At 71.0% G+C, this 21,832-nt stretch carries 15 protein-coding genes; 5 read left to right on the top strand and 10 right to left on the bottom strand.

All coding sequences use genetic code 11. From position 1 onward, the window contains the following. Window positions 1-46 precede the first annotated feature (46 nt). From DLJ53_RS09010 to DLJ53_RS08995, 4 genes are read right to left on the bottom strand one after another with little or no spacing between them, the layout of a single operon-like run. Window positions 47-1,462 carry an AtzE family amidohydrolase gene (locus DLJ53_RS09010; protein WP_111344475.1) on the bottom strand — a complete coding sequence of 472 codons (1,416 nt, stop codon included), beginning with the start codon at window positions 1,460-1,462 and terminating at the stop codon, window positions 47-49. A 1-nt stretch (window position 1,463) separates the two neighbouring features. Next, window positions 1,464-1,661: a DUF4089 domain-containing protein gene (locus DLJ53_RS09005; protein ID WP_111344473.1), complete on the bottom strand. Its 198-nt coding sequence runs from the start codon at window positions 1,659-1,661 to the stop codon at window positions 1,464-1,466. Then, entirely contained in the window at window positions 1,658-3,238 is a 1,581-nt protein-coding gene (locus DLJ53_RS09000) for a regulator (protein WP_111344471.1), read from the bottom strand. Before DLJ53_RS09000 ends, DLJ53_RS09005 begins: the two co-directional genes overlap by 4 nt. A 16-nt stretch (window positions 3,239-3,254) precedes the next feature. Next, window positions 3,255-3,938, bottom strand: a complete 684-nt coding sequence (locus DLJ53_RS08995) for a cysteine hydrolase family protein (RefSeq protein ID WP_111344469.1) — start codon at window positions 3,936-3,938, stop codon at window positions 3,255-3,257. A gap of 47 nt (window positions 3,939-3,985) precedes the next feature. Here DLJ53_RS08995 and DLJ53_RS08990 point away from each other — a divergent pair, with 47 nt between their 5' ends. From DLJ53_RS08990 to DLJ53_RS08980, 3 genes are all read left to right on the top strand, one after another. Continuing rightward, window positions 3,986-4,390, top strand: a complete 405-nt coding sequence (locus tag DLJ53_RS08990) for an AtzH-like domain-containing protein (RefSeq protein WP_202913083.1) — start codon at window positions 3,986-3,988, stop codon at window positions 4,388-4,390. Between the two features lie 477 nt (window positions 4,391-4,867). Further along, window positions 4,868-5,791, top strand: coding sequence for a LysR family transcriptional regulator (locus tag DLJ53_RS08985; RefSeq protein ID WP_111344467.1), 924 nt, complete (start codon window positions 4,868-4,870; stop codon window positions 5,789-5,791). 157 nt (window positions 5,792-5,948) lie between these two features. Further along, window positions 5,949-7,754, top strand: coding sequence for an acyl-CoA dehydrogenase (locus DLJ53_RS08980; RefSeq protein WP_111346173.1), 1,806 nt, complete (start codon window positions 5,949-5,951; stop codon window positions 7,752-7,754). Window positions 7,755-7,789: 35 nt separating this feature from the next. Here DLJ53_RS08980 and DLJ53_RS08975 read toward each other — a convergent pair whose 3' ends face one another. Both DLJ53_RS08975 and DLJ53_RS08970 read right to left on the bottom strand, forming a co-directional pair. Beyond that, a complete protein-coding gene (locus tag DLJ53_RS08975; RefSeq protein WP_111344465.1) occupies window positions 7,790-8,812 on the bottom strand; it encodes an MBL fold metallo-hydrolase in 1,023 nt (340 codons plus the stop codon). A 110-nt stretch (window positions 8,813-8,922) separates the two neighbouring features. Further along, a complete protein-coding gene (locus DLJ53_RS08970) occupies window positions 8,923-9,669 on the bottom strand; it encodes a GntR family transcriptional regulator (protein ID WP_162409027.1) in 747 nt (248 codons plus the stop codon). Between the two features lie 162 nt (window positions 9,670-9,831). On the opposite strand from DLJ53_RS08970, the gene DLJ53_RS08965 reads away from it, so the two are divergent. Beyond that, on the top strand, window positions 9,832-11,106 hold the full coding sequence (locus DLJ53_RS08965) for an acyl-CoA dehydrogenase family protein (RefSeq protein ID WP_111344461.1): 1,275 nt from the start codon (window positions 9,832-9,834) through the stop codon (window positions 11,104-11,106). A gap of 257 nt (window positions 11,107-11,363) precedes the next feature. Here DLJ53_RS08965 and DLJ53_RS08960 read toward each other — a convergent pair whose 3' ends face one another. From DLJ53_RS08960 to DLJ53_RS08945, 4 genes are all read right to left on the bottom strand, one after another. Continuing rightward, window positions 11,364-11,972, bottom strand: coding sequence for a biotin transporter BioY (locus DLJ53_RS08960; protein ID WP_111344459.1), 609 nt, complete (start codon window positions 11,970-11,972; stop codon window positions 11,364-11,366). A 506-nt stretch (window positions 11,973-12,478) separates the two neighbouring features. Then, entirely contained in the window at window positions 12,479-13,288 is an 810-nt protein-coding gene (cysE, locus tag DLJ53_RS08955; protein ID WP_202913081.1) for a serine O-acetyltransferase, read from the bottom strand. A 197-nt stretch (window positions 13,289-13,485) separates the two neighbouring features. Then, window positions 13,486-14,241: an alpha/beta fold hydrolase gene (locus DLJ53_RS08950; RefSeq protein WP_111344455.1), complete on the bottom strand. Its 756-nt coding sequence runs from the start codon at window positions 14,239-14,241 to the stop codon at window positions 13,486-13,488. After that, window positions 14,241-14,561, bottom strand: a complete 321-nt coding sequence (locus tag DLJ53_RS08945) for a 2Fe-2S iron-sulfur cluster-binding protein (RefSeq protein WP_111344452.1) — start codon at window positions 14,559-14,561, stop codon at window positions 14,241-14,243. The genes DLJ53_RS08950 and DLJ53_RS08945 overlap by 1 nt, the downstream gene beginning before the upstream one ends. A gap of 353 nt (window positions 14,562-14,914) precedes the next feature. Here DLJ53_RS08945 and DLJ53_RS08940 point away from each other — a divergent pair, with 353 nt between their 5' ends. Further along, window positions 14,915-21,703 carry an apolipoprotein A-IV repeat region-like domain-containing protein gene (locus tag DLJ53_RS08940; protein WP_111344450.1) on the top strand — a complete coding sequence of 2,263 codons (6,789 nt, stop codon included), beginning with the start codon at window positions 14,915-14,917 and terminating at the stop codon, window positions 21,701-21,703. Window positions 21,704-21,832 lie beyond the last annotated feature (129 nt).

Below are 21,832 nucleotides of genomic sequence, written 5' to 3'. Positions count from 1 at the left end.
CGGGCCGGTCCGGGCGACGGCCCGACCGGTCCGCAAGCGTGCTCCCTCAGGCCACCCTGCGCAGCGCCTCGGCGATGGCGACCGGTGCGTGGGCGGTGAAGCCCGCGGCCTCGAGCTGGCCGGCGGCGCGCAGGGCGGTCGCCTCGCGCCACGGCCGGGCGACGAGCTGCATGCCGAGCGGCAACTCGCCGGGCTCGAACACCGGTACCGTCACCACCGGAAGCCCGATGCAGGAGAAAGGTTGCGCCAGGAGGCCGAGGTTCGGCCGCAGCGGCACCTCCCTGCCGGCGATGGTCAGCGTCTTCTGCCCGATCGCCGGGGCGGTGAACGGCGTCGCCGGGACGAGCAGGACATCGACGTTGGTGGCCGCGAACGCCTCCATCACCTTGTCGAGCCACCACCGCCGCACCCGCTGCGCCCGCGCCACCCAGGCGGCCGGCAGCAGGGCGCCGGCGAGGAAGCGGTCCCGCGTGTCCGGGTCGAACGCCGCCGCGTCGCTGCGAAGGCGCGGCAGGTGGAACTCCGAGCTTTCCGCGTTGGTGACGAGGTAGGCCGCCGCGCGTCCCTCGGCGGCGCCCTCGATCGTCATGTCGGTCGTGTCCTCGAAGGCGGCGAGTGCCCGGTCGCGCCGGTCCAGCGCTTCGGACGAGGCGTTGTCCTCGAACCAGCCGCGCAGCACGCCGACGCGCGCCGGCGGGCCGGCCAGCGGCAGCGCCGGCTCCACCGCGTGGTGCGCCCAGGCGTGGTCGCGGCTCGAGGCGGTGGCGGCGAGCGCCTCGTAGGCCAGCGCCAGATCCTCGCTCGTGCGGGCGAGCGGGCCGAGGTGGTCCAGGCTGTCCACGAACGGGTAGGTGCCCCCCCGCGACAGGCGCCCGTAGGTCGGCTTCAGGCTGAAGACCCCGCACAGCGACGCCGGGACGCGCAGCGAGCCGTTGGTGTCGGACCCGACCGAGATCGGGGCGATCCCGGCCGCCGTCGCCGCCCCCGATCCGGACGACGAGCCGCCGGTCATGCGGTTCGGGTCGTGCGGGTTGCGGCAGGCCCCGTAGTGCGCGTTCTCGCCGGTGAAGTCGTACGCGAACTCGCCCATGTGGAGCGCGCCGAGGCAGACGGCACCCGCCGCCTCGAGCGCCGTCACCAGGTCGGCGTCGGCGGCGGCGGGCGGGTCGTCCCGGGTGATCGCCGCGCCGGCGATCGTCGTGAGGCCGGTGAGGTCGCAGAGGTTCTTCACCGCGAAGGGAACGCCGGCGAGCGGGCCGCCGCGCCCGGCGGCGCACGCGGCGTCGACGGCGTCCGCCTGCACGAGGGCGCGTTCGGCGGTCACCTCCGAGTAGGCGTTCACCGCCCGGTCGACCGTTTCGATGCGGTCGAGCACGTCCTCGACCACGGCGCGCGCGGTGACGGTGCCGGCCTTCACCGCGGCCGCGATCTCGGCGGCGGTGGCGAATGGGGGGAGCGTCATCTCAGGTCTCCGGCGGCGTGTAGACCGGGGCGGGGGCGAGCTCGCGCTCGTCGAGCGGGGCGGCGTCCACGATCGCGGCGAACTCCGCCGCGATGGCGAGGAAGCGCACCACCCCGGGGCGGTGCGCATCGTCGATGGCGAGGCCGACCGCCGCGCTCATCGCGTCGACGGTGGCCTCGGGGTCGAACGTGCCGCTCATTCGGCGGCCACCGGCTCGACCGCGCCGAGGCTCTCGCGCCCCGCCTCGAGCTTGGCGAGCGCCATGAGGAAGACGGCGAGCACCGCGTAGGCGAACGAGATCATCGGCGAGACCGCGACGCCGACCGCGTCGCCGTGCATGAAGCCGAAGAAGGCGAGCAGCGCGCCGGCGCCGGCAAAGGCGGCGGCGATATCAAGTTTCTTTTCGATGATGAAGACTCCGATGGCGGCAAGGACGAGGCCCGTCAGGATAGCGCCGTTGCCGAGAATGCCGAGTCCCTCGTAGAGGACGCCGCCCTGGGCCATGCCACCGATCAGCTCCGGCGTGACCTGGACGCCCGCCGCGCCGAGCGCTCCGTCGATCAGGGTCTTGGCCCATGCCGCGAGGTGCGGCACGAGGCCCAGCACGATGGCGGGGGCGTGCGTCAGCGGCGTCGTCTGGAACGCCTGCGCGCCGATCAGCATGCCGATGTAGAGGAGGATCGGCGCGATCGCGACCACCGGCACGAGGTTGAGGAACACCGCGAGGATGCCGAACCAGGTGATCGCCAGCACGAAGAGCCCGGTGGCGGCGGAATAGCCGATGCGCCCGCCCATCGACTTCCACCCCGGGTGGCCGATGTAGACCGCGTTGGCGAAGGGCGAGCCGAACAGGGTGCCGATCAGCGAGATGGTGCCCTCGGCGGCCAGCGCCTCGGTGGTGGAGTACTCGTCGCCCGCCGCCTCGGCGCTCTCCACGTTGTCCATCGCCTCGACGAGGTCGTAGACGCCGAACGGGATCGCGGTGACGAGGATGAAGCCGAGGAACTCGAACCCCGAGAACACGTGGTCCACGGCCGGCAGCGGCACGGAGAAGCCGAAGTTGGAGAAGGCGCCGGCGAGGGCCGAGCCGCTCATGCCGCCGATCTCCGGAAAGCCGAGCGCCGTCGCGCCCCAGGCGATCGCCATGCCGACGACGATGGCGACCAGACCCGCCGGCAGCCCCTTCGGGTAGCGCACCCCGCCGAACCACGAGACGAGGATGATGCCGAAGCAGGTGAGGCCGATGATCGAGGTCATGAAGATCTCGGTCGCCGGCTTCATGGAGATGAAGGCGATCGAGACGCCCGCGAGCGTCCCGAGGAGCGCGGCTCGCGGCGTGATCCTGCGGATGAGCGGCGCCACGAAGCCGCCGCCGATGAGGATGAAGCCCTGGATGAACACCCACGCGAGCCCCGCCTCCCAGGCCTTCACCGGGTCCTGCGTCTGGCCGAGGATCGGCAGCATGATGACGAAGACGACGATGAACATGTGCGGCACGGACGGCCCGGAGGGCAGCGCGCAGACCGTGTCGCGCCCCTCCTTGCGGGCGAGCTTCAGCGCCATCCACGCATAGTACATGTTGCCGGCGAAGAGCATCAGGCCGACGGCGGGGAGGATCCGCCCGAACGTCAGCTCGTCCGGCAGGCCGACGACGAACTTCAGGAGGCCCGTCATCACCAGGAGGTTGACGAGCACGTTGGTGCCGAGCCCGAAGAGGGCGTTCCAGTCGCCGGGCGTCCAGAGGCGCGGCGCGGCGGAGGGGGTCGTTCGTGACATGGCCGTGTCTCCTTCGTCAGGCGGCGTTGGATTTCAGGGTGGAGAGCGCGTCGGCGAAGGCGGCGGCGTTCGAGACCCATCCGAAGATGCCGCCCTGCGCCTTGATCATCTCGAGGCCGACGCGGTGGAACTCGGGGAAGTAGCTCGCGCAGGCGTCGCCGAGGGCGACGCAGCGGAAGCCGCGGTCGTTGCCCTCGCGGATGGTGGTGTGGACGCAGACCTCGGTGGTCACGCCGGCGACGAACAGCGTGTCGACGCCCCGGTTGACGAGGATCTGCATCAGGTCGGTCTGGTGGAAGGCGCCCTTGCCGGGCTTGTCGAGCACCACCTCGCCCGGCGCGGGGGCGAGGGCGTCGACGATGTCGTGCCCCGGCTCGCCGCGGACGAGGATGCGCCCCATCGGGCCCGGATCGCCGATGCGCCTCGAGGGCGCGCCGCGCTCCACCTTGGCGGGCGGCGCGTCGGCGAGGTCGGGGCGATGTCCCTCGCGGGTGTGGATGACGAGCATCCCCGCTGCGCGCGCGGCCTTCAACGCCGTCTGGCAGGGGCCGACGGCGGCGGCGAGCAGCGAGACGTCGTTGCCGAGCGTCTCGCCGAAGCCGCCGGGTTCGAGGAAGTCGCGCTGCATGTCGATGACGACGAGGGCGGCGCGGGCGGGGTCGAAGGCGAGGGGGGACGGTTCGGCGGTGATCGTGGTCATCGCGTGTCCTCGTGGGAAGCGTTGCGGTTCAGGCGGATACGGGTAGTGTGCGCGCCGTCTGGATGGAGGGCGCGATGGACGAGGCGAAGCGGCAGGCGGTGGAGGCCGAGGTCCGGGAGGCATTCGACGCGTACGAGCGGGCGCTCAACACGAACGACGTGGCGGCGCTGATCGACGCGTTCGCGGAAGGGCCGCGGACGGTGCGGATGATGAACGACAGCGGCCTCTTCGGCATCGACGAGATCGCGGCCTTCCGGAAGGGCCGGGACGTCGCGGACATCGAGCGGACGCTGACGCGGGTGGAAATCGTCGGCCTGAGCCCGGAGATCGCGGTGGCGAGCGCGACCTATACCCGCAAGGTCTCCGGCAAGAAGGGGGCACAGACCCAGGTCTGGCAGCGGGGCGACGAGGGCTGGCGCATCGTCTCCGCGCACGTGAGCCTCGGCGGCTGATCGGGCGCGTATCGCTCTGCCGGGCCGTGGCCGGGTCAAGGGCAACGCGCAGCGGCGGGCGCAGCCCTTGCTCTTGACGCGGCCGCGGTCCGGCCCAGCCTCGTCCACGGGGTTGGTGACAGCCGGACGCGCAGCGGCCGTCTGGCCCCAACCCCTGCCCGTCGGCGAGACGGAGGGAGCTCGAGGGGGGAACCCCCCTCGACCGGGCCCGGCACGGCGCTCGCGCGACTTCGCGGCGGTCCGCCGGTCGGGACGCCCGCACGAGTGCCCGCACAAGTGCCCGTGCCACGGGCCGCTCGACTTGGGCATGAGATGGAGCAACGCATCCCCGGGCGGCATGATCCGGTCTCCGTGAGGGGCCGGGGGGAGGATGCCGCCACTCGGTGATTCACGCTGTTGCTATCTTTGCGGCGGGGTGCTGCCGAACCGGCAGCAGGTTTGCATCCCGTGCTGCATCGGGTGCACCGGGAGGGCCGCATGCGGCACATGCTGACGTTGGACCTCATCGAGGCCGTCGCCAGGGCGGGGTCGATCCGCAAGGCGGCGGAGGTCATGCACCTCACGTCCTCGGCACTGAACCGCCGCCTCCAGGCCTTCGAGGAGGAGTTCGGCACGCCCCTCTTCGAACGCCTCCCGCAGGGGGTGCGGCCGAACGCGGCGGGGGAGCTGATCCTCAAGCACATCCGCGCCCAGCGGGCGGACCTCGCGACGGTGAAGGCCCAGGTCGACGACCTCGTCGGAATGCGGCGGGGTCACGTCGCGATCGCCTGCAGCCAGGCGCTCACCCCGTTCTACCTTCCGGACCGGATCGCCGCGTTCCGGGCGCGGCATCCGGGCGTGACGTTCACGGTGAACGTCCGCGACCGCCTCGCCGCGGAGCACGAGCTGTCGCAGTACACGGCCGACCTCGCCATCGTCTTCGAGCCGGTCAACATGGCCGACTTCGACATCCTGTGTGCCGTGGCGCAGCCGGTCTGCGCCGTGATGGCGCAGGACCATCCGCTGGCGACCCGCCCGAAGCTGAGGCTCCGGGACTGTCTCGACGAGCCGCACGTGGTCCCCTCGGCACGGTTCGGCGTCCGGCACCTCCTCGACGTCGCGCTCAGGCGCTCGTCGCGCAAGCTGCGTCCCGTGGTCGAGGCGGACAGCTTCGAGTTCATGCGGCGGTACGTGACGCACGAGCGCGCCGTCGGCTTCGAGATCCCCATCGGCCTCACCGGCGCGGTGGCGCAGGGGCTGACGGTGCGGCCGCTCGACGCGGCGGACGTCGCGCCGGGTCATCTTCTGCTGGGCCAGCTCACGGGCAGGACGCTGCCGGTCGCGGCCTCGCGCTTCGCGGAGGAACTCGCCGAGGCCCTTCGGTCGCTGAAGATCCCCGGCCGGACCGCCGAGGACGCGTGACAGGCGCGCGTCCTTCGGCAACAAGACGCTGTCGCGGCCCGCGCCCCGCCGGGTGGCGGGACGCGACATCGGATTGAGAACGGGCACGGCGTATTGGCTCGATCGCTTCGGGCGACGCGTGCCTCAGCGGCAAGACGGGGGGGAGACGGCAGTGGAGATGATCGCGCGCCGGGAGGTCGAGTTCCTGCTCTACGACTGGCTGAAGGCCGAGCGGCTCACCGCGCTGCCGCGCTTCGAGGGCCAGACCCGGGAGGACTGGGACGCCGTGCTGGACCTCGCCGAGCGCCTCGCCGGCAACGACTTCCTGCCGTGCAACAAGATCGCCGACCGGGACGAGCCGAGCCTGACCCAGGACGGCGAGGTCCGTGTGCAGCCGGACCTCCGGGAGGCGATGCGCACGTGGCTGGCGTCCGGCCTGCAGCTCGCCGCAGTAGATGCCGGGCACGGCGGCATGCAGCTTCCGACGGTTGTCGCCAGCGTGGCGCTCGCCAAGGTGATGGCCGCGAACGTCTCCGGCTCCGCCTTCATGATGCTGACCATCGCCAACGCGCGCGTCATCAGCGACTTCGGGACGCCGGCGCAGGTGGAACTCTTCGCGGCGCCGCAGCACGAGGGGACCTCGCTCGGCACCATGTGCCTGTCCGAGCCCGACGTCGGCTCGTCGCTGGGCGACATCACCACCCGCGCCAGCCTCGACGGCGAGGATGAGATCGGCCGGAGATACCGGATCTCGGGCCGCAAGATGTGGATCTCCGGCGGCGGGCACGACGTGACCGAGCAGAACATCCACCTCGTCCTCGCCAAGATCGCCGACGAGGACGGGAGGTTGCCGTCCGGCACCAGGGGCATCTCCCTCTTCGTCGTGCCGCGCGTGCTGCCCGACGGGGGCCGCAACGACGTCACCGTCGCCGGGCTCAACCACAAGATGGGCTACCGCGGCATCCCGAACTGCCTCCTCAACTTCGGCGAGGGGATGCACCATCGGCCGGGCGGCGAGGCTGGGGCCGTCGGCTGGCTCCTCGGCGAGCCGGGGCAGGGCCTCGCGATCATGTTCCAGATGATGAACGAGGCGCGCATCAACGTCGGGCTCGGCGCGGCTGCGCTCGCCTGGCGCGGCTACGTGCTGTCATGCGAGTACGCGGCCGAGCGGGTGCAGGGGCGGCCTCTGGAGGACCGCCGGGCGGAAAGGCCGGTTCCGCTGGTGCGCCATCCGGACGTGCGGCGGATGCTGCTGGCACAGCGGGCGATCGGCGAGGGCGCGCTGGCGCTCTGCTTCTACGCCGCCCGCCTCGCCGACGTCTCCCGCTCCGCCGGGGACGCGGTCGAGCGGCAACGGGCGCACACGCTCCTCGACCTCCTGACGCCGATCGTGAAGTCCTGGCCGTCGGAGCAGGGTCTCCTCGCCAACCACCATGCGATCCAGATCCACGGCGGCTACGGCTACACGCGCGACTTCGACGTCGAGCAGCTCTACCGCGACAACCGCCTGAACCCGATCCACGAGGGGACGACGGGGATCCAGGGCATCGACCTCCTGGGCCGCAAGATCCTCGGCGACCGCGGCGCCGGCTTCGCGGCCCTTCAGGAGGAGATGCAGGCGACGGTCGGCCGGGCAGGGGCCGACGTCGAACTCGCAGCGATCGGCGCGGCGCTGGACGCGGCGCGCCGCGAGGTCGCCGCTGTGGTGGACGGGGCCGTCGCCCGGGACGACCGGCCCGCGGTGCTCGCCGAGGCGAACGCCTTCCTCGAGGGGATGGGGCACCTCGTCGTCGGATGGCTGTGGCTCGACATGGCGCTCGCCGCGCGGCAGAGCGCGGACCCGGCCGTCGCCGAGGCGGCACTGTGGACCTGCCGCCACTTCTTCGCCGCCGAGATGCCGCGCATCGCCGGGATGCTGGCGCCGCTGACGGCGGACGCCGCGGTCACGCGCCGCGTTCCGGAGCGGATCTTCGCGGCGGTCTGAGGGGGGTCGCCGGGCCGGGCGCGCCGGACCGCGGCCTAGACGCGGCGGACGCGCAGCCGGTCGTGCTCTTCCTGCCAGGCCACGTCCCCGCGGGCGACCATGTAGTTGATGTGCGCCAGGATCTCGCTGAAGGCGAAGCTCATCTCGTGCGGGCTGAGCTGGCGGTCGAACAGGACCGGGATCAGGTCGGCCGCGCTCATCGGCTTCGCCGCGGAGGCGACGTTGATGCGCTCGCACCGCTCCTCGTGATGGGCGATGAGCGCGGCGCACCGCGCGGCCGCGCCGTAGAACGGCAGGCGGTGGCCCGAGAGGACGAGCGCATCGTCCGGAATGGTCGCCGCGATCTCGGCCTGGGATCTCAGGAAGTCGCCGAGCGGGTTGCCGTGCGGCTCCAGCGCCATGACGGACACGTTAGGCGAGATCTTCTCGATCACCTGGTCGGCGGCGAGGAAGAGCTTGTCGTCCGGCGCGTAGAACATGAGCTGCTCCGGGCAGTGACCGTCGCCGGACATGACCTCGAAGCTGCGCCCGTCCGGCGTCATCGTGTCGCCGGCGCGCAGGCGCGTGTAGGTGAACGGCGGCTTGGAGAGCATGCGCATGTACTCGTGCCCCATGGTGGAGACGAGCGCGGCGAGATCCTCCGGCATGCCGTGGCGGACGTAGAAGCGGCTGTACGCGCTGGCGGCGAGCAGCTCCGGCGAGTTGAAGAAGGTGAGGCACGACAGATAGCTCGTGCGGCTCATGTAGAGCGGGATCTCGAGCCGCTCGCAGAGCCATCCCGCGAGGCCGATGTGGTCGGGATGATGGTGGGTGACGATCAGCCCCTCGAACCGGGCGCCGCGCAGCGGACCGGCGAGCAGCTCCTCCCACGCTGCGACGGTCGGCTTGTTGGAGATGCCGGTGTCCACGATCGTGAAGCCGTTCCGCCCTTCGAGGAAGTAGATGTTGACGTGGTCGAGGCGGAACGGGAGCGCGAGGCGCGCCCACAGGAGGCCGGGCGCGACGGTGGTCACGGTGCCGGGGGCGGGCGGCTCGGCGAAGGGAAACGTCAGGTCCATGGGGGTCTTTCAAGCACGGCGCGGACCGGTGGCGTAGCACGCTCCGGGTCCGAAGCCGAATGATGCGGCGCATGGCCGCCCCGCCGGCGGGGCGGGCGTGGGAGCCGCTTTCAGGTCGTCTCGGCGGTGATCGCCGCGGCGATGTTGCGCATGTGGGCGCGGGCGGCGTCCTCCGCCGCGGCGGCGTCGCCGGCGAGGATCGCGTCGGTCATCGCCTTGTAGGAGCCGAAGCGGGCGGGCCCCGCCACCTTGTAGGAGCGGCGGATCATGTGGACCTGGAGGCTCGGCACGATCCGCATCAGCTCGCGGTTCTGCGACAGGCGGGTCATCGCCTGGTAGAACCGGTTGCGCGCGCGCACGAACTCGAAGCTCTCCGGGGCGGACTGGAAGCTCTGCAGGTGCGCCCACGCCTCCTCGAACGCCGCCCGGTCGGGGCTGCCCGCGATGCGTTCCGCCGCCTGCCGCGCGGCGAGGCCGACGCAGAGCTCCACCACGGCGAGCGCGTCGCGCGCCTCCCGGGCCGAGAGGCGGCGGATCTGCGCGCCGCGATAGGGGAGCACCTCGACGACGCCGTCGGCCTCGAGGCGCTTGATGCTCTCGCGCACCGTGCTGCGGCTCACCCCGAACTGCGCCATCAGGTCAGGCTCGACGAGGCGCTGCCCGGGAACGTAGGTTCCTTCGTAAAGCCCCCGCAGGACGGCGCGCACGACCCTCGCCGAGGCGCTGTCGCCACGGGGCGCGGTCCCGGCGGTACCGGCCGCGTCCGCGCCGGAGGCGGTCGCCGCCGCGTCTGGGGCGGACGCGTCTGGGGTGGAGGCGTCGGCCCGGGGCCGGGCCGCGTCTGCGGATTTGCGCAAAGGTGCGGCTCCTGTCGCACGGGAGAAGTCGGCAGCGTGAGTGTCGCCAGTCAAGCACCGATGTCAACCGAAATCGTCTGACGATATTGCCAGCCGAATTGGTTTGGGCGTATGAACCTCTCCGACGAGAGCCCTGCAAGAGAGCGATGGAGGAGGCCCGACATGATCCCCGACAAGACGGAACGCGTGCTCGAACTCGAGGCCAGGCTGCTGGAGTTCATGGAAGAGCACATCTACCCGAACGAGGCGCGCTACTACCGCGAGACCGAGGAGCTCGGCCCCTTCGCCGTCCAGCCCATCGTCGAGGAGTTGAAGCCGATTGCCAAGGCGGCCGGCCTCTGGAACCTCTTCCTCCCCGATTCCGAGCTCGGCGCCGGCCTCAAGAACGTCGAGTACGCGCCCCTGTGCGAGATCATGGGCCGCTCGCACCTCGCCCCCGAAGTCTTCAACTGCTCGGCGCCCGACACCGGCAACATGGAGACGCTGGTCCGTTATGCGACGCCGGAGCAGCAGGAGCGATGGCTGAAGCCGCTCCTCGCCGGCGAGATCCGCTCCTCGTTCGCGATGACCGAACCGGACGTCGCCTCGTCGGACGCCCGCAACATCCAGAGCGAGATCCGGCGCGAGGGCGACGAGTACGTCATCAACGGGCACAAGTGGTACACCACCGGGGCCACCGATCCGCGCTGCAAGCTGCTGATCTTCATGGGCAAGACCGACCCGTCGGCCGAGACCTATCGGCAGCAGTCGATGATCCTGCTGCCGAAGGACACGCCGGGCGTCACGGTGAAGCGCTCGCTGCCGGTGTTCGGCTTCTACGCGGTGCCGGACCGGGCGTCCGAGATCACCTTCGAGAACGTGCGCGTTCCGGTATCGAGCATGCTTCTGGGCGAGGGGCGCGGCTTCGAGATCGCGCAGGGCCGGCTCGGGCCGGGGCGCATCCACCACTGCATGCGCTCCATCGGCCTCGCCGAGCGCACCCTCGCCAAGGTCTGCAAGCGGACCTCCGAGCGCGTCGCCTTCGGCAAGCCGATCTCTGACCAGTCGGTCACTCGCGAGCGCATCGCCGAGATGCGCATCATGATCGAGCAGTGCCGCCTTCTGACGCTCTACGCGGCGCACAAGATGGACACCGTCGGCAACAAGGAGGCGAAGGCCGAGATCGCGATGATCAAGGTCGCCGTGCCGAAGATGGTCTGTCAGGTGGTCGACTGGGCCATCCAGGCGTTCGGCGGCGGCGGCACCGGCAACGACTTCGGCCTCGCGTCGGCCTACGCGACGGCGCGCATCATGCGCCTCGTCGACGGTCCGGACGAGGTGCACCGCGACCAGCTCGCCCGCCTGGAGCTGAAGAAGCAGGCGGCGACCAACCAGACCGGCGGCGTCGGCAACTGGGGGCCGGCCGTGTCGAGCAGGGCCCTGCCGCCGGCGGAGTGAGCGGACGCGGCTCCGGCCGCCGCCGAACCGGGCGGGGGCGCGGTGCCACGAAGGCGAGGGGCGTTCCTCCCCTCGCGCTCCCCTCCATCTCGCCGATGGGCAGGGGTTCGGGTCAGACGGCCGCTGAAGCGGCGGCCGACTGACCCGATCCCCTCGTCCAGCCTCGGTCGGGCTGCGACCGCGTCAAGGGTGAAGGCTTCGCCCGCGCTGCGCGCGCCCTTGACCCGGCCGCATCCCTCCGGCCGTGCCCGCGCCGGTCAGGCGCGGCGCGAGCCGACCAGGTGCACGACCGCCGGCACCGCGGTCGCCGCCAGCGCGAGCTTCAGCGCGTCGCCCGGCAGGAAGTTCACCATGCCGTACTGCAGCACCCACGCCATGCCCTTGTCGCCGGCGAAGAGCACCGACATCCAGCCGAGGCCGAGCGCGTAGACCGTCGCCGTGCCGAGCGCGACGGCCACCGCCATGCGCCACACCGAACGGTCCCAGCCGCGGCGCGCCAGAGCACCGACGACCGCCGTCGCGACGACGAAGCCGGCGAGGTAGCCGCCCGTCGGGCCGGCCATGTAGGACAGGCCGCCCACCGTGGCGCTCGACCCGGTGAACACGTCCGCCCCCAGCGCGCCGAGCGCGAGATAGGCGAGCACCGTCCCGACGCCGAGCCGCGCCCCGTACGCCGCGCCGATCACGAACACCGTGAACGTCTGCATCGTGATCGGCACCGGCCACATCGGCACACGCATCTTCGCCGTGATGGCGAGCGCCGCCACGCCGGCGACGATCAACAGCAGCTCCTTGGCGCGAAGCGCGGCACCGCTGTTCGGGCCGATGGCCTCCGTCAGCACGCTGTTGGGGGTGGGGGTGGTCATGTCAGTCTCCTTGGGATGGTCTCGCGGCACGCATCGGCCCGCCCCGACGGCGAAGCGCCGAACGGGTCCGGCCGGCGCGCGGGGCGCGGGCCGGCCATTCCGGTCCGCGCCGTCAGCACGCCGTTCGGCAGGCGCCGCAATGTGTTGTCGCGAAACCTAAAGGAACTGGCCGTGTAAGGGGAGTGGCTTCGATACGCATTCACGCGGGTCCTCGCCCTCGGCCGACGGGGCCGCGCGCATGGCGGTCTGAGGGTTGGAGGGGCAGGCGGTCGGCGTTCGGGCGGAGCGGGGTTGCCGGGCGCCGCAATGCGGCAGGGGCCGGGATGCGGGTGCCATGGCGACCGAGCCGGCCCCTGCATCCCGGCGGCGTGGCTTGCGCGGCGGGATATCCACAGGTTGGGGGCAGCGGCGGACCGGGGGCGCGGGGTGGGCGCCGTGTCCCGGGGCGGGGTGGTTCTCGTCAGACGGCGGCCGGGTCGCGGGGGCGGTCCGGCCGTGGGGTGCGGTCAGACTTCGGCGAGGATCTGGTCCATCGAGCGGGACGGGTCAGGGCAGGTGCCCGTGCCCACCACGCGGGCCGGGACGCCGGCGACGGTGGTGTTCGGCGGCACCGCCGAAAGGACCACGGAGCCCGCGGCGATGCGGGAGCAATGGCCGATCTCGAAGTTGCCGAGCACCTTCGCGCCCGCGCCGACGAGAACGCCCGAGCCGATCTTCGGGTGGCGGTCGCCGCCCGTCTTGCCCGTACCGCCGAGGGTCACGCCCTGCAGCAGCGACACGTCGTCGCCGAGGGTGGCCGTCTGGCCGATGACGACGCCCGTCGCGTGGTCGATGAAGATGCCCCGGCCGATCGGCACCTGGGGATGGATGTCCACCTGCAGCGCCGCCGACACCGCCGACTGCATCATCAGCGCGAAGTCGCGCCGGCCGCGGGTCCACATCGAGTGGGCGATGCGGTGGGCGGCGAGGGCGTGGAAGCCCTTGAAGTAGAGGAGCGGCTCTATGAGGCGCTCGCACGCCGCGTCGCGGTCGAGCACCGCAACGAGGTCGACTCGGAAGACCTCGGCGAGCGTCGGATCGTCGTCCAGCGCGTCGCGGAAGGCGTGGCGGATGTGGGTCGCCCCGAGGTTGGGGTCGGCGATCCGGGTCGACACCCGCTCGGCGATCGAATCCTCCAGCGAGGCCTGGTCCAGCACCACCGCGCTGACGAACCCGGCAATCGCCGGTTCGCGGTCGACGATGGACTGCGCCTCGTTACGGATTCGCCGCCACACGGGATCGTGCTCGACAAGCTTGGCCGGTGCTGCCTCACTCATAGCCATCTCCTGGCGCAGGTTTCGCCTGACGGACATAGACACGCACACGCAAGTGGCAAATTCAATTGCGTGATCGTACGGAAAAACGGTTGCTGATGGTCCCTTGGTCGCAGGTCCGCCCCGCGACGGGGGCTCGCGCGGAGGTTCTCCCCGCCACGTCAGTGGGATAGGCGGTCGCGACCGCCGCGCCGCGCTGGTCAGGCGCTGTGGCGGTCGAGGAAGTCTATAACCGCCGACTTATGGCCGCGGTCGCCGACGGCGGTCATGTGGTCCTTGCCCGGCAAGGTCACGGCTTCGGCACCGGGGATCATCGCCGCGAGCGCGTCCGCCGATCCGGACACCGCGTCGTCCGCGCCCGCCACCACGAGGGTGGGGACGGCGATCCTGCCGACCTCGTCGGCCGTCAGCTTCTGCCGCGAGGCCTGGATGCAGGCGGCGAGCGCGCCGAGGTCGCTCTTCGTCTGCTCGGCGAAGACGCGGTAGCCGAGGGCCTGCGGGTCGGTGATGTCGTCGCGGGAGGCGGCCCCGAGGGCGCCGGCGATCTTATCGCTGCCGCTGTGCCCGTCGACCAGCGCGCTCGCCATCCCCGACAGGATCAGCGTCGAGACGCGCTCCGGTGCGCCGAGCGTCGCGAACGCGGCGATGCGCGCGCCCATCGAGTAGCCGAACAGCGTCGCCTTCTCGATCCCGAGGTGGTCCAGCAGGCGGATCGCGTCGGCGCCCATGAAGTCGGTCCGGTAGAAGGCCGGGTCGTAGAGCTTCTCGGATGCGCCGTGGCCGCGGTTGTCGATCCGGATCGCGCGGCGTCCGCTCGAGACGATCGTGCGTACCCAGGACGTGTTGGCCCAGTTCACCGCCATGTTCGAGGCGAAGCCGTGGATCATCACGACCGGGGCACCCTCGCCCTCGTCGGCGTAGGAGAGGGTGACGCCGTCGCTCTCGAAAGTGGCCATCAGGCCTGCTCTTCGGGGATGCGCACGACCAGCCCGTCGAGGGCGTCCGTCACCTTGATCTGGCAGGAGAGGCGCGAGCCGGGTTTGACGTCGATGGCGAAGTCGAGCATGTCCTCCTCCATCGGGGAGGGCTTGCCGACGGTCTCCTGCCAGGCGTCGTCGACGTAGACATGGCAGGTGGCGCAGGCGCAGGCGCCGCCGCATTCCGCCTCGATCCCCGGGACCATGTTGCGCACCGCCGCCGACATCACCGTCGCGCCGCTCTCGGCCTCGACTTCGAAGGTTTGTTCGTCGTGGGTGATGTAGGTGATCTTGGCCATGAACCCTCTCAAGCGCCGGCGAAAATACGGGCGACGATGGGGCGGACATAACGGTTCAGGATAGGGCGTCAAGCAATCTGCGCGACACGGCAGGGTTGTCGACCCGTCATAGGCAATTGTTGCGCCGTCCAAGATGTTTTCGTTAAAATTTTCATCGAATACCAGAATTAACCACAGTGATGCGGGAAAGTCACACTTCCTTGTACCCGGTTGGCAGGTGTGGCATTAGCAAACCATTAACGTTTTGACACGGGAGCGGCTGGCCCCTTCCAGTCAAAGCGTGGCATTTGAGCCACTCCGAGGTTGCGGCGATCCTGCCGCCCTCAGCGTAGCGTACGATCGAGGCGACGATCATGGCGATAGACCCGCACCGCAAGGCTTCTTCGGAGTCGGACCCCGCCGATGCGGCGCTGTCCGCAGTCGAGGAAGCGCTGAAGTTCGATCTCAGCCCCAGCGACGAGGCGTACGACGAACCCGCCGATCTCGCGGCCGGCATCGAGTCCTCCCTGTCGGGCCGCGCGCCCGATGAGGAGCTGTCGCTCGAGCCCGAGTTCGAGGCCGGGTCCGAGGTGGAAGCGTTCGCGCCCGCGAACGACGCACCCGAGGAGCAGCCGTCGCGTCCGCGCCGGCGCCGCCACCGCGCGCTCGCCAAGCAGCAGGCCGCCGCCAACGACGACCGCCGCCGGTTCGAGGAGGCCGAGCGCCAGGGCCGCCGCCGCGGCACGACGGCGATGACGGTCGCCGTCATCGCCTCCATCGCATGGGCGGCTGTCGGGGGGCTTGTCGCGGTCAACCAGGTCGCGACCGGCGGGTTCATGGAATTCCTCACCTCGCCGTCCGCGTTCGCCGTCCTCGGCGCGACCCTCGGTCCGATCATTCTGTTCCTCATGGTGGCCGCCCTCGCCGGGCGCTCGGAGGAGCTGCGGTCCGCGTCCCTCGCCATGACCGGCATCGCGCAGCGCCTCACCGAGCCGGAGGTCAGCGCCTCCGAGGGCGTCGCCAACATCGGCCAGGCGATCCGCCGCGAGGTCGCGGGCATGTCAGCCGGCATCGAGCAGGCGCTGGAGCGTGCCTCCGAGCTCGAGGTGCTGGTGCACCGCGAGGTTTCCGCGCTCGAGCGCTCCTACGGCGACCACGAGGCCAAGATCCGCGCCCTTTTCGAGGAGCTGGTGGCCGAGCGTGAGACGCTGATGGCCAACTCCGACCGCATGCGCGACGAGCTGGAGACCGCCAAGTCCGGTCTCGCCGTTCTCGTGCACGAGCTGCAGGACGTCGTCTCCACGCGCCTGACCGACACAACCAACATGATCGGCGAGTCGATCCGCGGCGAGAGCAACCGTCTCGTCGAGGACCTGAAGTCGTCCGGCGACGAGCTCCTGACCGCGCTCACGACCACGGGCGACGCCTACGTCACGCGCCTCAGCGACCGAACCGACGAGCTGCAGCGCACGCTGGTCGAGCGTGGCGAGCAGGTCGGCCAGCAGCTCGCCGACGCGTCGGAGAGCCAGGCCGCCGCGGTCGAGGGCTACGTCACCGCGCTGATCGACGCGCTCAACACCCAGTCCTCCGCGACGATCGACGCCGTGCGCTCCGCGTCCGAGGGCCTCGTCGGCTCGCTCCACTCCGAGACGGGCCAGACGGTCGAGACCATCCGCACCACGGCCGAGTACCTCGTCGGCTCGCTGCAGGCCGAGGCCGGCTCCGCGACCGAGACGATCCGCTCGACCGCCGACATCCTCATCGATTCGATCTCCGGCCAGGCGCGGGAGATCACCGACGAGTTCGGCCGCGTCGGCCAGGAGCTGGTGGACAGCCTCGCCGACCGCACCGTCGCGATGACCGACAGCTTCGCCAGCACCGGCTCGACGATGGCCGACACGGTCCTGGAGCGCGCCGAAGAGGTCTCGAAGATCCTCATGAACGCGGGCGAGCAGGTCTCGAACGCCATCGGCGAGGTCAACACGTCCCTCTCGGTGACGCTCGACTCCAAGCTGTCGGAGATCAACGCGACGCTCGCCGAAGCGTCCAGCAACTTCGACATGACGATCGCCGACAAGATGGGCGCGCTCGACACGACCGTGATGGTCTCGGCCGAACGTCTCGCCAACACGGTCGAGGATCGCATCAACGCCATCGACACCACGGTGTCCTACTCCACCGAGCGCTTCTCCGGCATGGTCGAGGAGCGCCTCGAGGCGCTGGACAACATCGTCACCGGCGCGTCTGAGACCTTCAGCAGCCTGGTCGAATCCTCGATGGAGGGCATCGACGGGACGCTGGAGCGTGCCTCCCGCTCGCTGATCGAGACGGTCGAGGGCCGTCTCGGCGACACCAGCGAGGTGATGTACCGCACCGCCACCGAGCTGACGCAGAACCTCGGCGAGCGCGCCGGCGCCGTCACCGCCGAGATGACGCGCATCAACACCGAGCTGAACGCCACCTTCTCGACCCAGCTCTCCGCCATCGACGAGACGCTGTCGAAGGCGTCCGACGAGGTCGTCACGGTCGTCGACCAGCGCCTCGCCACCATCGAGTCGACTCTCGTCACGGCCTCGCACACGCTGGAGTCGCAGATCGGCGAGCGCCTCGACGTCGTCATCGAGCGGATGGGTGAGAGCGGCGAACGCCTGTCCGGCATCGTCGGCGGCTCGCTCAGCCACCTGGACTCGACCCTGACCGAGGCGGCGCAGCGCATCTCCGGCATGATCGAGGGCCGCCTCGTCGAGATCGACGAGCGGGTCGACGGCGCCTCCAGCCACATCACCGACACGATGGCCGAGCGCCTCGACGTGATGGAGCGGGAGATCAACTCGACCGCCATGCGCGCCGTCGAGAGCGTCGCCACCAGCGCCCGCACGGTGGACGAGCGCCTCGGCGACACGGCCGCACGCCTCGTCGAGACCCTGGAGCTGAAGATCGGCGAGCTGGACGCGACCATCGCCCAGACCTCGACCGTGACCAGCGGCTCGATCTCCGCCGCCTCCGAGGAGCTGACGCACCAGCTTGCCACGCAGGTGGACCAGGTGACCTCGACCCTGGGCGCCCTCGGCGAGCGCCTGACGGACGCCATCGGCGGTTCCTCGGCGCACATCAGCGACACGATGATCACCCATGCCGACCAGCTCGAGGCGACGCTCGGCACCCTCGGTGACCGCGTGACCGACGTGGTGGTGACCGCCTCCAACGGCTTCACCAGCACGATCTCGAGCCAGGTCGACGACATGGAGAACCGCCTGCGCTCGCTGTCCGACGCGCTGACCGGCTCCGTGCAGTCGACCACGACGGCCATGCTCGACACCTTCAGCGGCCGCATCGAGGAGGTGGAGGGCCGCCTCGGCGAGCTCGGCGACCGCATGACCGAGACGATCAGCGGCGCCTCGACGCAGATGCACGACGCCGTCTTCGCCCAGATCGACCAGATCGAGTCGTCCGTCGGCGCCCTCGGCGACCGCCTGACGGACTCGGTGAGCTCCACCTCGGCCTCCCTGTCCGAGACCCTGCTCGCCCAGGCCGACCGGTCCGAGCAGCTCCTGCGCGAGCGTCAGTCCGACCTCGAGCAGAGCTTCCTGCGCCACGCCGAGACCTTCGAGGCCTCGCTCGCCCAGTTCGGCGAAGCCCTCGAGGCGACGTTCACCCAGGGCACCGAGACCGCCGGCAACACCCTGTCCGAGCGCACCGACCTCATCGTCGAGCGCATCACCTCCGAGGTGGACCGCGTCGCCGATATCATCGCCGGCTCCGGCACTTCGATCGTCGAGGACTTCGGCCTCAGGGCCGAGGCCTTCGCCTCCCGCATCGAGGAGGTGCACGGGCACCTCTCCGGCACCCTCAACGAGAGCGGCGGCGACCTCGCCACCCGCATCGAGAGCGTGGCCGGCCGCATCGAGAAGGCGATCCTGGAGGAGGGCGCCGCGCTCGACAGCACGCTGCGCGAGTCGACCGACGCCTTCCAGACGAGCCTGCGCCTGCACACCGACGCGGTGAAGGGCGACCTCACCACCGCCGTGGAGACCGTCTCCACCGACATGCGCGAGCAGACCGGCTCCCTCGCCACCTCGCTCGCCGAGGCCGGCCGCGAGATCGCGGCAGCCGTGGCCCTGCGCGGCGAGGAAGCGGCCGAGCAGATCAACGAATCGGCCAGCCGCGTCGCCGACCTCATCGCCGACCGCTCCGACGCGATCCGCATCTCGTTCGACGGCGAGATGGAGCGCTTCAACATGATGGTCGCCGACAGCGCCGGCCGGTTCGAGTCGACGCTCAGCGAGAGCGCCGGGCGGCTCGTCTCCACCCTCGGCCAGTCGACACACGAGATGGCCGACATGATCGGCAGCAGCACCGGCCGTCTGGGCGACATGTTCTCCGAGAACTCGCACCGCCTCGACCAGATGCTGACCGTGACGTCGGAGGAATCGACCAACGTCTTCAACGACCGGATCGAGACCATCCGCATCGCTCTCGACAACGGGGTCGACAACTACGCCTCGATCATCCGCGAGCAGTCCGAGCGCCTCGAGTCGCTGATGGCCACCACGGCCGAGTCGATCCAGACGACGGTCGGCGAGCCGATGAACGAGATCCGCGTCTTCATGACCGACGGCATCGAGAACTTCGCCGGCGTCATCGGCTCTCACACCGACCGCCTCGAGCTGCTGCTCAACGAGGCGTCCGAAGGCACCCGCGACCGCCTCGGCACGCAGATCGAGGAGATCCGCGCCACCATCGAGGACGGCGTCGACCGCTACACCGGCGTTCTCACCGAGCAGTCGGGCCGTCTGGAGCAGGTGGTCCTCGCCACCGCCGACAACACCGAGCGCACGATCGGCGACCGCATCGACGCCCTCGTCTCGGCCTTCGACAATGAGACGCAGGCCTTTGCCGCCCGGATGGACGCCGTCCGCGACACCATCAGCGGCGACATCGTCCGCCTCTCGGGCCTCCTCGACGATCGCGCCGCGCCCATCGCCGAGGAGCTGACCGCCGCCATCGGCCGCTACGAGGAGCTGATGAGCGAGCGCTCGGTCGAGATCGTCGCCGCGCTGACGAACCACGCGACCGAGGTCGGCCAGGTGCTCGCCGAGCGCATGGAGGCGATGGAGGACGCCCTCGACGGTCGCGTCGAGAAGATCTCCGACGCCCTCGTCCAGCGCGCCCGCTCCATCTCCGAGGCGCTCTCGGACGGCCAGGCCGCCATCAACGACGCCTTCGCCCAGCGCCTCGAGGAGATCGCGATCATGTCGCGCGACGCCACCCAGACGGTGGCCGACGGGCTCGCCGAGGGCGGCGCCCTCGCGCAGGACGCGCTCAAGGCGGTCGTCGAGTCGGCCCGCCGGGACATCCTGGAGCCGATGCAGGACATCTCCACCCAGCTCTCCGAGGAGACCGGCGCGGTCAACCGGATGCTGGCGGACACCATGGCCAACATGTCCGGCGAGGTCGCGTCCGGCGGCAGCCAGATGCGACAGGCCATGATCGAGACCATGGACCAGCTCCTCAACATGATCACCGAGCACTCCGAGGAGACGCGCCGGAAGATCACCGAGACGATGTCCGTCGCCCACGACGCCCTGTCGGAGGAAGGCAGCCGCACCTCCGCCGCGATGCGCCAGGTCGCGACCGACGCCTCCGAGTCGCTGGCCCAGCTCCGCGCGGTCATCGACGAGCACGGCGACGAGTTCCTCGCCCAGCTCGCCGAGCGCGGCGCCGGGGCGATCTCCGAGCTGCGCGACACGCACCGCTCGCTGATCGAGGAGCTCGGCGGAACGCTCGACCGCGTCCACACGACCAACACGGCCCTCCACGAGATGCTGGGGTCGGTCTCGATGACCCTGGCCGACATGGAGAACAACCTCTCCACCCGCGGCGAGGCCCTGCGCGACGTGGTGCAGAAGGCACTCGTCGACACCCAGCGGACGGGCGAGGAGATGACCCGTCAGGCCGACGCCCTGCGCGACCAGGCCGCCGCGGCGCTCAACGACCTCTCGTCGATCGCCGAGCGGATCGAGCGCGACAGCCAGTTCCTGGCCTCCACGGTCGAGCGCTTCGGTGACAACGCCGGCGACTTCGACGAGCGCATCGAGTCCCGCCGCCGCGGCCTCGAGGAACTCGCCGGGAAGCTGACCGAGAAGACCGAGCAGGTGGATGCGCTGACCCGCACCTTCACCGCCCGCGTCGACGAGCAGCTCGACCAGACCGAGCAGCGCGTCAGCGCCGCCCGCACGCTCCTGGAGCGGACCCTCGAGGAGGCCTCCCGCGCCGTCGCGCCGCAGCTCGAGGCGCTGCACGAAAGCGCCTCGGCCGACGCCGAGCGCGTCCGCGAGAACCTGCGCCAGGCGCACGAGGCGATGGCGTCCGACATGGTCGACGCCCTCCAGGCCGTCGCCGAGCGCTTCCAGGCCGCCACCACCGAGATGCGCGAGTCGGCCCGTGTCGTGCAGAGCGAGTTCGAGAGCACCCGCACCGCGCTCGCCCGCAGCGTCTTCGAGCTGCCGGAGGAGACGATGCAGAACGCCGACGCCCTCCGCCGCGCCGTCACCGAGCAGCTCGACGCCGTGCGCGAGCTGGGGGACATCGTCGCCCGCCACGCGGCGGCCGGCGAGGTGCAGCCGCGCCAGCCGGCCGGCGCCCTTGCCGAGAGCGGAACCCGTGAGGGCTACCGCCGCGGCGCGCGCCTCTCCGAACGGGCCGAGCCCCGTCCCTCCCGCTTCGGCGCGGCGCCCGAGCGTGAGGCCGGCACCTGGATGAACGGCCTGATGCGCCGGCCCGAGCCCGCCGCCGAGGAGCCTGAGGCGCCCGCCCATACGCTCGACCCCGCTGTCGCGCGCTTCGCCAAGCCCGCGGCCCGCGCCATCGAGGACGGCCTCTACCGGGAGCTCTGGAGCCGCTTCAACCGCGGTGACCGCCAGGTCTTCTCGCGCCAGGCCTACACCGACGAGGGCCAGCAGACCTTCGAGGACGCCCGCCGCCGCTACCAGCGTGACCGGGACTTCCGCACCGCCGTCGACCAGTACGTCGACGACTTCGAGGAGATGCTGGGCGAGACCGCGCAGCTCGACCCGTCGGGCCGCCGCACCCGCGACGCCCTCCTCGGCGATGACGGCAAGCTCTACACGCTCCTCGCCCACGCCTCCGGGCGTCTGAGCTGAGCCTCCGGGCGTCTGAGATGACCACGACGGCGGGGCTTCGCGTTCCGCACCCGATCGACGACAATGACCCCGCGCCGTCCGGCGCGGGGTTTTTGTTTGCCGGTTTCATCGGCAGGCGTGCGGGATGGC

Source organism: Acuticoccus sediminis, assembly GCF_003258595.1.
Lineage (GTDB): Bacteria > Pseudomonadota > Alphaproteobacteria > Rhizobiales > Amorphaceae > Acuticoccus > Acuticoccus sediminis.
The sequence above is the reverse complement of the archived record's forward strand: the minus strand, read 5'-3'. Positions and strand labels throughout refer to the sequence as shown.